The organism is Streptomyces sp. NPDC037054 (genome assembly GCF_055606745.1).
This window is the reverse complement of sequence record NZ_JBVJSJ010000003.1, coordinates 461,200-474,247: the sequence shown is the minus strand read 5'-3', so window position 1 is coordinate 474,247 and position 13,048 is coordinate 461,200. Positions and strand designations below refer to the sequence as shown.

General features: G+C 75.6%; 1 protein-coding gene. It reads right to left on the bottom strand.

The window, feature by feature from the left end:
- Nucleotides 1-10: 10 nt before the first annotated feature.
- Nucleotides 11-12,934 carry an SDR family NAD(P)-dependent oxidoreductase gene (locus ACZ7D7_RS10420; RefSeq protein WP_470823593.1) on the bottom strand — a complete coding sequence of 4,308 codons (12,924 nt, stop codon included), beginning with the start codon at nt 12,932-12,934 and terminating at the stop codon, nt 11-13.
- Nucleotides 12,935-13,048: the final 114 nt, after the last annotated feature.

The following is a 13,048-nucleotide window of genomic DNA, read 5'->3' as shown; positions in this document are numbered from 1 at the left end:
CAATTCCCTCTCAGCTCTCCCCGAGCTCACGGTCGATGAGGTCGTAGATGTCCTCGTTGGAGGTGGGGTCGAAGTCATCGTCGTCCGCGCCGACCAGCGACAGCATCGCCCGCAGCCGCCGTTCGATCTCATCCCGCTCCGCTGCGACGTCCGTCGTGGCCAGTCGCTCGGAGAGCCGGTCCAGTTCCGCGAGGACGGGCGGTTCGGCGGGGGCCAGGCGGGTGCGGAGGTACTCGGCCATGGCGGCGGGGGTGGGGTGGTCGAAGACCAGCGCGGCCGGCAGGGTCAGGCCGGTGGCCGCGGCGAGCCGGTTGCGCAGTTCCATTCCGGTCAGCGAGTCGTAGCCGAGGTCGCGGAACGCCCGGTCGGGTCCGATCTCCGTCACGCCGGTGTGGCCGAGCACCACGGCGGCCTGCTCGCGCACCAGCTTGAGCAGGGCGCCGCGGCGTTCGGTGTCCGACAGTCCGGCGAGCCGCTGCGCCCAGGCCGAACCGGACGGCTGCTCCTGCCGCGTGTCCCCGGTGCCGCTCAGCGCGCGCCGTGCCTCGGGGATCTCGGCGAACAGCGGCCTGCTGCGGGCCGAGGTGAACAGCGGGATGAACCTCGCCCATTCGACGTCTGCCACCGACATGCCGGTCTCGGCGCGTTCCAGGATGGTGCGCAGCGCGTCCAGCGCGGGTCCGGGGGCGATCAACGGCAGTCCCTGGCGGCGCAGTTGGTCCGCGTCGACGCCGTCGGGGAAGCGGGCGCCGTCCCACACGCCCCAGGCCACCGAGGTCACCGGCAGTCCGGCCGCGCGGGCCTGTTCGGCGATCGCGTCCAGTTCGGCGTTGGCCGCTGCGTAGGCGCCGTGGTCGCCGCTGCCCCACACTCCGGCGATGGACGAGTAGAAGACCAGCGCGTCCAGTTCGGCGGGGTCGAGGAGTTCGACGAGGTGCCGGGCGCCCTCGACCTTGGCGGTGAGGACGTCGGCGTACTCGGCGAGGTCGGTGTCGGGCAGGGGCGCCAGGCGCATGAGCGCGGCGGCGTGCAGCACGGTGCGCACCACCTCGCCCTCCTCGCGCAGTCCGGCCAGGAGTGCCGCCACCGCGTCGCGGTCCCCGATGTCGCAGGCCCGTGCGGACAGGCGTACGCCGAGCGCGTCGAGTTCGGCCGCCAGTTCGGCGACGCCGTCGGCGTTCGCGCCGCTGCGGCTGACCAGCACCACGTGCCGGGCGCCGAGTCCGGCCAGCCAGCGGGCGGCCTCCGGGCCGATGGCGCCGGTGCCGCCGGTCACGATCGCGGTGTCCCTCGCCTGCCAGGCGCCGGTCGCGCCGCCGGTGGGCGGGGCGTGCACGAGTCGTCGCAGCAGGGTGCCGGTTCCGCGTACGGCGAGTTGGTCCTCGTCGCCCCAGCCGCCGGCGAGCACACCGCGCAGCTGTTCCAGCGCGGTGTCGTCGAGTTCGGCGGGCAGGTCCACCAGGCCGCCCCAGAACGCGGGGTGTTCGAGCATCGCGACGCGGCCGAGGCCCCACACCTGTGCCGCGGCCGGTTCGCGCACCGGGTCGGTGGTGCCGGTGCTCACCGCGCCGGAGGTGACCAGCCACAGCGGCAGGTCGGCGGCCAGGTCGCCCAGTGCGTGGACGACGGCGAGGGTGGCGGCCACTCCGGTGGGCACGACGGGGTGCCTCGGGTGCGGGCGGCGGTCGGCGGCCAGCAGGGACAGCACGCCGCGCGGGGTGTGTTCGGCGAGGGCGCGGCGGAGCCGTCCGGTCAGTTCGGCGCGGTCGGCGTCCTCGGTGTCGACGGTGAGGACGCGTACCGGGAGGCCGCTGGTGAGGGTCTTCAGCCAGTCGTGGTCCGCGCCGGAGGCGGGCACCAGGGCGAGCCACTCGCCGTGCGGCCGGGTGCTCGTCGGCGTGCCCGCGGGGCGCCACTCGACGCGGTAGCGCCACGTGTCGGAGCGGGAGCCGGCCTGCTCGGCGAGCCAGTACCAGCGGTGCTGGAAGGCGTACGTGGGCAGGTCCACGGTCCGCGCGCCGGTGCCGGCGAAGACCTCCGCCAGCCGGACCCCGGTGCCGCGGACGTGGGCCTCGGCGAGCGACTGGGCGAAGCGGGGCCAGCCGCCGTCGTCGCGGCGCAGGGTGGACAGGACGTCGGCTCGTGCCCCGGCCGCGTCCACGGTCTCCTGTACGCCCGGGGCGACGACGGGGTGGGGGCCGATTTCGAGGAAGGTGCCGATGCCTGCGTCCAGCGCGGCGCGCACGGCGTCGGCGAACCGCACGGTCTGCCGCAGGTTGGTGTACCAGTAGTCGCCGGTGAGTTCGCGGGTGTCGAGGCGCTGCCCGGTGACCGTGGAGTACAGCTCGACCCCCGCGTCCTGTGGGGTGATTCCGGCGAGCAGCCGGGCCAGGGTGTCCTTGACGGCGGTGACGTGGGTGGAGTGCGAGGCGTAGTCGACGGCGATGAGCCGGGCCCGTGCGCCGCGCGCCTCGCAGGCGGACCGGAGTTCCTCCAGGGCGGTCGGGTCGCCGGAGACGACGGTGGAGGTGGGGCTGTTGATCGCGGCGACGCCCAGCCGGTCGTCGGTGAACATGGCCCGGACTTCTTCGGCGGGCAGCGCGACGGACATCATGCCGCCCTTGCCGGACAGTTCGGTGAGCGCCCGGCTGCGCAGGCACACGACCGCGGCGGCGTCGGCCAGGGTCAGCGCCCCGGCGACGCAGGCGGCGGCGATCTCGCCCTGCGAGTGGCCGATGACGACGTCCGGTTCGACGCCGTGGGCGCGCCACAGCGCGGCCAGCGACACGTTGACCGCGAAGGTCACCGGCTGTACGACGTCCACGCGTTCCAGCGAGGGGGCGCCCGGGGTGCCGCGCAGGACGTCGAGCACCGACCAGTCGACGTGCGTCTCGATCGCGGCGGCGCACTCGGCGAGCCGGGCGGCGAACACCGGGGAGGTCGCGAGGAGTTCGAGTGCCATGCCGGGCCACTGGGCGCCCTGTCCGGGGAACACGAACGCCACCCGGCGCGCGGTGTCGGCCGCGACGCCGCGCACGACGCCGGGGGTTTCCCGCCCCTCGGCCAAGTCCCTGAGTCGTGCGCCCAGTTCCTCCGAGTCGGTGGCGAGGACGACCGCGCGGTGCTCCAGTGCGGCCCGGGCCGTCACGCTGGACCAGGCGACGTCGAGCAGCCTGCTGTCGGGCCGGCCGTCGAGGTGCGCGGCGAGTCGCGCGGCCTGCTCGCGCAGGGCGTCCTCGGTCTGGCCGGACAGCGCGACGGGCAGCGGCCGGGGCACGGTGCCGGGCTGCGGCGTACCGGCACCGGCGGTTTCGGACCCGGTCTCGGGACCTGCCGTTTCGGGCCCGGCTTCGGGCCCCGCCGCTTCGGGCACGGCGGTCTCGGGTCCGGCCGTCGCGGGTCCGGCCGTCGCGGGTTCGGTGTCCGCCTGCTCGATGATGACGTGGGCGTTGGTGCCGCTGATGCCGAACGACGACACCGCGGCACGGCGCGGTCGGCCGGTGTCCGGCCAGGGCCGGGCCTCGGTGAGGAGCCGCACCTCGCCGGACGCCCAGTCCACGTGGGTCGACGGCTCCGTGGCGTGCAGGGTGCGGGGCAGCGTTCCGTGCCGCAGGGCCTGCACCATCTTGATCAGGCCGGCCACGCCCGCGGCGGCCTGCGCGTGCCCGATGTTGGACTTGACCGACCCGAGCCACAGCGGGTCGCCGTCGCGGTCGCGGCCGTAGGTGGCCAGGAGCGCCTGCGCCTCGATCGGGTCGCCGAGCGGGGTGCCGGTGCCGTGGCCCTCGACCGCGTCGACGTCACGCGGGGAGAGCCCGGCGGCGGCCAGCGCGGAGCGGATGACGCGTTCCTGCGAGGGGCCGTTGGGCGCGGTCAGGCCGTTGGACGCGCCGTCCTGGTTGACCGCCGAGCCGCGCAGCACGGCGAGGACGCGGTGGCCGTTGGCGCGCGCGGCGGAGAGTGGTTCGAGGAGCAGCAGGCCGACGCCCTCGGCCCAGCCGGTGCCGTCGGCGCCCTCGGCGAAGGACTTGCAGCGCCCGTCGGGGGCGAGTCCGCGCTGCCGGGAGAACGCGGTGAACGTCGTCGGCTCGGCCATCACCGTCACGCCGCCGGCCAGCGCCAGCGAGCACTCGCCGGAGCGCAGCGCCTGCGCCGCGAGGTGCAGTGCCACGAGCGAGGAGGAGCAGGCCGTGTCCACCGTGACCGCGGGGCCCTGGAGACCGAGGGTGTAGGCGACCCGGCCGGAGGCGACGCTCGCCGCGGTGCCGGTGAGGAGGTGTCCCTCGACGCCCTCGGGCAGTTCGCGCAGGGTGGTGGCGTAGTCGTGGTACATCACACCGGTGAACACGCCGGTCTGGCTGCCGCGCAAGGACGTCGGGTCGATGCCCGCCCGCTCCAATGTTTCCCAGGCGGTCTCCAGCAGCAGCCGCTGCTGCGGGTCCATGGCGAGCGCCTCACGGGGCGAGATCCCGAACAGCCCGGCGTCGAACCGGCCCGCGTCGTAGAGGAAGCCGCCGTGCCGGGTGTACGAGCGGCCGGCCCGGTCCGGGTCGGGGTCGTACAGGCCGGTCACGTCCCAGCCGCGGTCGGTGGGGAAGCCGCCGATGGCGTCGCCGCCGGAGGCCACCAGGTCCCACAGGTCCTCGGGTGAGGCGACCCCGCCCGGGAAGCGGCAGGCCATGCCGACGATCGCGATCGGTTCGTCGCCGGTCGAGGCGACCGCCGGGGTGGCGGCCGGGGTCGCGGGGGCCGTGTCGCCGACGAGTTCGCCGCGCAGGTACGCGGCCAGCGCGGCCGGGGTGGGGTGGTCGAACACGAGCGTCGCGGGGAGTCGGACCCCGGTGGCCCGGCTCAGCCGGTTGCGCAGTTCCACGGCGGTCAGCGAGTCGAAGCCGATGTCCTTGAACGGCCGGTTGGGCGACAGCCCGCCCGGGTCGGAGTGGCCGAGCACGACGGCCGCCTGGGCGAGCACCAACTCCTGGAGGACGCGCAGGGGTTCCTGCTCGGTCAGCCGTCGGCGCAGCCCGTCGGCGCCGTCCGTCGCCGGGCCGTCCGCGGCGGCGGCGCGGCGCACCACCGGCACCAGTGCGCGCAGCACCGGCGACAGCACGCCCTCGGCGGCCCGCTCGCGCAGCGCCGCCGGATCGAGCCGGGCGGCCAGCGGAGTGGGGTCGTCGAGGGCGGTGGCCGCGTCGAGCAGGTCGAGGCCGGTGCCGGAGTCCAGCGGCAGCACGCCCGCGCGGGCCAGCCGGGCCCGGTCGGTGTCGGCCATCTGCTCGGTCATGCCGCTGCTCTCGGCCCACAGGCCCCAGGCAATGGAGGTGGCGGGCAGCCCGTCGGAGCGGCGCCGCACGGCCAGGGCGTCGAGCGCCGCGTTGGCCGCCGCGTATGCGGCCTGCCCGGCGTTGCCGAGGGTTCCGGCCACCGAGGAGAACAGCACGAACGCGGTGAGGTCCCGCTCGCGGGTCAGCTCGTCGAGCCAGCGCGCGCCGTCCGCCTTCGCGCGGAGCACCTCGGCGACCCGTTCGGGGGTGAGCGCGGCGAGCACGCCGTCGTCGAGGATGCCGGCCGCGTGCACCACGGCCGTCACGGGATGCGCGGCCAGCAGCGCGGCCACGGCCTCCCGGTCGGCCACGTCGCACGCCACGACCGCCACCTCGGCGCCCCGCTCACGCAGCACACCCGCCAACTCGGCCATACCGGGCGCCTCGTCACCACGACGGGACGCCAGCACCAGGCCACCCACCCCGTGACGCTCCACCAAGTGCCGCGCCACCAATTGACCCAGCGCACCACTCGCCCCGGTGACCAGCACCCGGTCCTCAGCCGACCAGGGCGTCTCCCCCACCGCGTCCGTCACCCGCACCAACCGGGGCACGAGCACCTTGCCCGCCCGCAGGGCCACTTGCGGCTCACCGGTCGCGGCCAGGCGGGGCAGCAGTGCCTCGGACGCCGGGTGCCCGTCCGTGTCCGCCAGCACGAAGCGGTCCGGGTTCTCCGTCTGCGCGCTGCGCACGAGGCCCCACACGGCCGCGGCGTCCGGGTCCACCGGGGGCTGCTCCTCCGGCCCGGTGGCGACCGCGCCCCGGGTGAGCACCACCAGCGTGGAGTCGGCGAACCGCTCGTCGGCCAGCCAGCGTTGGGCCACCGTCAGGGCGTCGTACACCCCGGCGACCTCGACGCCGACCGCGGCGGGCACCTGATCGGCCGGTCCGGCCGGCCCTGCCAGGGCGTCCGGGCCCGCGAGCAGGGTCCACGCGCCGTCCTGCGTGGGGGCCGCCGACGGGATCCAGTCGGTGCGGTAGAGGTGGTCCCGGCGGCCGGCGGCGAGGTGCTCGGCGGTGACCGGGCGGAAGGCCAGCGAGTCGATCACCAGGACGGGCTGGTCCTCGCTGTCGGTCATGGTGATCGACACGGCCCCACCGGCCGCCGGGCGCAGGCGCACGCGGGCGGCGGCTGCTCCGGAGCGGTACAGCCGGACGCCGCTGAAGGCGAACGGCAGTACGGTCGTGTCGGCCGGGTCGGTGGGGACGACGGCGTGCAGCGCGGCGTCCAGGAGCGCCGGGTGCAGGCCGAAGGCCGCCGCCTGTTCCGCCGCCGGTTCGGGCAGGGCGACTTCGGCGAACAGGTCCTCGCCGTGCCGCCAGAGCCGGCCGAGGCCCTGGAACACCGGCCCGTAGTCGTAGCCGAGGCGGGCCAGCGCCGGGTAGCGGTCGGCGGGCTCGACCGGGACGGCGCCCCTCGGCAGCCAGGGGCCGGGCGCGGGGGCGGGCGCGGAGGTCGCGCCGAGCCTTCCCGTGGCGTGGTGCGTCCAGTCAGGGCTGCCGCCGCCCTGCCGTGAGTACACGTCCACGGTCCGGCCGCCGTCCTCGCCCGGCGCACCGAGCACCACCTGTACCGCGACGCCGCCGCGCTCGGGCAGCAACAGCGGTGCGTGCAGGGTGAGTTCCTCCAGTGCCGCGCAGCCGGCCTCGTCGCCGGCGCGCACCGCCAGTTCGACGAAGGCGGCGCCGGGCAGTACGGCGGTGCCGAAGACGGCGTGGTCGGCCAGCCAGGGCTGGCGCTGCCGGGACAGCTCTCCGGTCAGCAGGAGTTCGCCGGTGGAGGCCACGGGTGCGGCGGCGCCCAGGAGGGGGTGCGCGGTGGCGTCGAGCCCGAGCCCGGCCGGGTCCGAGCCGGCCTCGGGGGTGGACAGCCAGTAGCGCTCGCGCTGGAAGGCGTAGGTGGGCAGTTCCGCCCGCTGTCCGGCGGCGCCGAGCGCGGCGGTCCAGTCCACGGCGACGCCGCGCACGTGGGCCTCGGCCAGCGACAGCAGGAACCGTTCGGGGCCGCCCTGGTCGCGGCGCAGTGAGCCGACCACGACGGCCGTGCTGCCGGCCGACTCGACGGTGTCCTGCACGGCGGCGGTGAGGATCGGGTGCGGGCTCGCCTCCACGTACACGCGGTGTCCGGCGCGGTCCAACTCGCGCACGGTCTCCTCGAACCGGACGGTGTCGCGCAGGTTCCGGTACCAGTACTCGGCGTCCATGACGGCGGTGTCCAGCCGCTCGCCGGTGACGGTGGAGTAGAACGGGATCCCGGCGGTGCGGGGTTGCAGGCCCGCGAGCCGGTCCAGGAGGTCGGTGCGGATCCGTTCCACCTGCGGGGAGTGCGAGGCGTAGTCGACCGGGACGAGCCGGGCGCGGACGCCGTCGGCGGTCAGCTCGTCGGCGAGGTCCCGGAGCGGTCCGGGTTCGCCGGAGAGCACCACGGCGGCCGGCCCGTTGACGGCGGCCACGGACACCTGCCCGTCCACGTCGGCCAGTCGCGGCCGGAGTTCGGTGACGGGCAGGGCGACCGACAGCATTCCGCCGCCGCCGGACAACGCGCTCAGCGCGGCGCTGCGCAGCGCGCTCACCTTGGCCGCGTCGCGCAGGGTCAGCGCCCCCGCGACACACGCCGCGGCGATCTCGCCCTGCGAGTGACCGACGACCGCGTCGGGTTCGACACCGAACGACCGCCACAGCGCCGCCAGCGACACCATCACCGCGAACGACACCGGCTGCACCACATCCACACGGTCCAGAGACGGCTGACCCGCCTCACCCCGCAGCACACCCAGCAGCGACCAGTCCACGAACTCGCCCAGCGCGTCCGCGCATTCGCCCATGCGGGCCGCGAACACCGGCGAGGAATCGAGCAGTTCCACCGCCATGCCCGCCCACTGCGCGCCCTGGCCGGGGAACACGAACACCGTGCGGCCGTCCACATCGGCCACGCCGCGGACCAGGCCGGGTGTCTCGTCGTCGGCGGCCAGGGTGCGCAGGCCCCGGACGAGGTCCGCGTGGTCCGTGGCGGTGAGGACGGCGCGGTGTGCCAGCGCGGCACGGGTGGTGGCGGTCGCGCGGGCGATGTCCGCCAGGGGTGTCGCGGGCTGCCTCTCCAGGTGCGCGGCCAGGCGCTCCGCCTGCGCGCGCAGCGCGGCCGGGGAGTGCCCGGACACCACGACCGGCACCGGCACGTGTACCGGCCCGGAGCGGAAGGAGCGGCCGGTGTCCGCCACGTCCGGCTCCGTCGCCGGCTCGCCCGTGGTCTCGGCGGGCACGGTCACCGCTTCGCCCGCGGCTTCGGCCGGTTCGGGTGCCTGTTCTACGACGACGTGCGCGTTGGTGCCGCTGATGCCGAAGGAGGACACCGCCGCGCGGCGCGGGCGTCCGGCGTCCGGCCAGGGCCGGGCCTCGGTGAGCAGCCGTACCCCGCCCGCCGACCAGTCCACGTAGGGCGAGGGTTCGTCCACGTGCAGGGTGCGCGGCAGTTCCCCGTGCCGCAGTGCCTGCACCACCTTGATCACGCCGGCGACGCCGGCCGCCGCCTGGGTGTGGCCGATGTTGGACTTGAGGGACCCCAGCCACACGGGTTCGCCGGCGCGGTCGCGGCCGTAGGTGGCCAGCAGGGCCTCGGCCTCGATGGGGTCGCCGAGCGTGGTGCCGGTGCCGTGGGCCTCGACGAGGTCGACGTCGGAGGTGGTCAGGCCGGCGGCGGTGAGCGCGGTGCGGATGACCTCTTCCTGGGAGGGTCCGTTGGGCGCGGTGAGGCCGTTGGAGGCGCCGTCCTGGTTCACCGCCGAGCCGCGCAGCACAGCGAGCACCGGATGGCCGTTGGCGCGCGCGTCGGACAGCCGCTCCAGGACGAGTTGTGCGGCGCCCTCCGCCCAGCCGGTGCCGTCGGCCGCGGCGGCGAACGACTTGCACCGCCCGTCGGGCGACAGCCCGCGCTGCCGGGAGAACTCCACGAAGATGCCGGGCGTGGACATCACCGTCACGCCGCCGGCCAGCGCGAGGGAGCACTCCCCCGCGCGCAGCGCCTGCGCCGCCAGGTGCAGCGCCACGAGCGACGAGGAGCACGCCGTGTCCACGGTGACCGCGGGTCCCCGCAGTCCCAGGCTGTAGGCGATGCGGCCGGAGGCGACGCTGGCCGTGGTGCCGGTCAGCACGTACCCGTCGAGGCCGGGGGCGCCCTCGTGCATGCGGGGGCCGTAGTCCTGTGCCATGACCCCGGCGAACACTCCGGTCCTGGTGTTCCGCAGGGACAGCGGGTCGATGCCGGCCCGCTCCAGGGCTTCCCACGAGGTCTCCAGCAGCAGCCGCTGCTGCGGGTCCATGGCCGTCGCCTCGCGGGGCGAGATGCCGAACAGCCCGGCGTCGAACTCCGCGGCCCCGTACAGGAAGCCGCCGGTGCGCGCGTAGCTGCGGCCGGGCCGGTCGGGGTCCGCGTCGAAGAGCCGGTCCAGGTCCCAGCCGCGGTCGGTGGGGAACGCGCCGATGGCGTCGCCGCCGGACGCCACGAGGTCCCAGAGGTCTTCGGGCGAGCCGACGCCGCCGGGGAACCGGCAGGCCATGCCGACGATGGCGATCGGTTCGGCGGTGGGCGCCGCCGTCGTGGCCGCGGAGGCCGTGGGGGTGCCGGTGGCCAGCCGGCCGACGAGGTGCTCGGTGAGCCGTTCGGGGGTCGGGTGGTCCAGCACGACGGTGGCGGGCAGGCGCAGCCCGGTCGCCTCGGCGAGCCGCTGCCCCAGTTCCACCGCCATCAGCGAGCGGAAGCCCAGGTCCTTGAAGGGGCGGCGCGCGTCCAGTTCGTCGGGCGAGTCCAGTTCCAGGGCGGCGGCCACCTCGGCGCGCACCAGTGCGCGCACCGCCTGCTCACGCTCGGCGGCGGGCAGCCCGGCGAGCTTCGGTTCCGGGCCCGCCGGCAGTTCGGTCGTCGGCGCGTCGGCCACGGCGGGTGTCGCGGCGCCGGTGGCGGTCACCCCGGCGATCCAGTGCCGCCGCCGCTGGAACGGGTAGGTGGGCAGCGGGACGCGCCGCGCCCCGGATCCGGCGTGGAACCGTGTCCAGTCCACGGGGACGCCCCGCACGTGGACGCGGGCCACAGCGGTGAGCAGGGACCGCAGGTCCGGGCGTTCCCCGCCGGTCATGGCGGGGACGAACGCCACGTCCTCGGGTGCGTTGCCCGGGCCCATGGCGGACAGGGTCCCGTCGGGTCCCAGTTCCAGGAAGGTGCGCGCGCCGTGCGCGCAGGCCGTGGCGATCGCGTCGGCGAAGCGCACCGTCTCGCGCGTGTGCCGGGCCCAGAACCCGGGCCAGTCGAGACCGGGGAACTCCAGTTCGGCGCCGGTCAGCGAGGACAGGACCGGCAGGTGCGGCTGCTGCCAGTCGACCCGGTCGGCGGCCTCCCGCATCCCGTTCAGGATGCCGTCCACGTACGACGAGTGCGCGGCCAGCGGGATCGGCATGTGCCGGGTGCGCCGGCCCTGTTCGGCCCAGCGGGCGGCGAGCGCCTGCGTGGCGTCGACGTCTCCGGAAAGCACCGTGGTGGTGGGGCCGTTGAGGGCGGCGATCGACACGAGGCCGCCGGACGCCTCGACGTCCGGCAGCAGTTCCGCCTCGGACGCCTCGACGACCACCATCGCCCCGCCGGGCGGGAGGTCGCTCATGAGGCGGCCGCGGGTGGCGACCAGGGCGCAGGCGTCGGCGAGCGGCATCGCCCCGGCGACGTGCAGGGCGGCCAGTTCGCCGAAGGAGTGGCCGAGCACCGCGTCCGGGGTGATGCCCCAGCTCTCCACGAGCCGGAACAGCGCGACCTGGACGGCGAACAGCGCGGGCTGCGTGTACGCCGAGTCGTCGAGCAGTGCCGCGTCCGCCGAGCCCTCCTCGGCGAACATCACGTCCAGGAGGGGCCGCGGCAGGTGCGCCCGCATCTCCTCGGCGATCTCGTCGAGCGCCGCGGCGTACACCGGGTGGCGGCGGTAGATCTCGCGCCCCATGCCCGGCCGTTGGTTGCCCTGGCCGGCGAACAGGAACACCGTGCGTCCCTCGACGGCCGTGCCGCGCACCACGCGCGCGTTCGGCGCGTCCGCGGCCAGTGCCTCCAGCAGGCCCGGCACCTCGTCGGCGTGGTCGGCGACCAGGACCGCCCGGCGTTCCAGGGGGCTGCGCGTGGTGGCCAGGGAGTGGGCGAGGTCCACCGGTGAGGCCATCGACTCGCCCAGCAGGGCCGCCAGTTCGGTCAGTGCCTTCGGGGCGCGTGCGGACAGCGGCACCAGCACCGGTCCGTCGTACTGCCCGGCCTCACCGTCCGCCGCCGCCACGACGGCGGGCGCGGACGCGTCCACGGGGGCGGGGGGTTCGGCGAGGACGACGTGGCAGTTGGCGCCGCCCATGCCGAAGGAGCTCACCCCGGCCAGCAGCGGGCCGTCCACGGCGGGCCACGGGCCGCTCTCGGTGACGACGCGCAGTCCCAGCTCGTCCAGCGGGATGCGCGGATTGGGGGTGGTGAAGTTCAGGCTGGGCACCAGTTCCCGGCGGGACAGGCACAGCACGGTCTTCATGAGGCCGGCGATCCCGGCCGCGCCCTCCAGGTGTCCGATGTTCGTCTTCACGGAGCCGACCAGCAGCGGCCGTTCGCGCCGGGCCACCGCGCCGAGCGCCGCGGCTTCGACGGGGTCGCCCAACGGCGTTCCGGTGCCGTGCAGTTCGACATAGCTCAGGTCGGCCGGGGAGACGCCGGCCGCCTCGCAGGCCAGCCGCAGCACCTCCTGCTGCGCCTCCTGGCGGGGTGCGGTCAGGGAGTCGCCGCCGCCGTCGTTGTTGGTGGCGGTGCCGCGGATCACGGCGTGCACCGTGTCGCCGTCGGCCAGCGCGGCGGACAGCGGCTTGAGGACCAGCACGGCGCCGCCCTCGCCGCGCACGAACCCGTTGGCCCGCGCGTCGAAGGTGTGGCAGCGGCCGTCGGGTGAGATCGCGCCGAGCGCCCGCGTGATGTCGTAGCCGTCCTGGGTGAGGTTCAGGTTGACGCCGCCGGCGAGCGCCACGGTGCACTCCCCCGCCGCCAGCGCCCGGCAGGCCAGGTGCACGGCGACCAGCGCGGAGGACTGGGCGGTGTCCACCACGAGGCTCGGTCCGCGCAGGCCCAGGGTGTAGGACACGCGGTTGGCGATCATGGCGCGGTTGCGGCCGGTGGCCGTGTGCGGGCTCAGTCGTGTGCCGCGCAGCGCGGCGTAGTCGTCGTAGGTGGCGCCGACGTATACGCCGGTGCCGGGTCCGGTGCCGTCCTGGCCGTCGCCCGGGACGATTCCGGCGTCCTCGAAGGCCTCCCAGGCCAGTTCGAGCACCAGTCGCTGCTGCGGGTCGAGTACGGCGGCCTCGCCCGGTGAGATGCCGAAGAACCCGGCGTCGAACGAGTCGACCTGGTCGAGGAAGCCCGCGCGCACCGGCTCGCCCGAGGGCAGCAGGGGCACGGTGGGGCCTTCGGGGTGGCAGCGCCGCGGTCCGGGTTCGCCCAGGGCGTCCCGTCCGTCGCGGAGCAACTGCCAGTACGCGGCCGGGTTCGCCGCCCCCGGCAGGCGGCACGCCAGGCCGACGACCGCGACCGGCTCATGGTTGGCAGCGTTGCCCACTTGGATTCCCCCTCCACGTCGCCCCACTGGTGAGGGCACGTCAGGTCTGTCCGTCCGGCACTCCGGACGGACGATTCACGCGCCGTCGAGGGCAGGACGCCGGGCGCGCCCTCG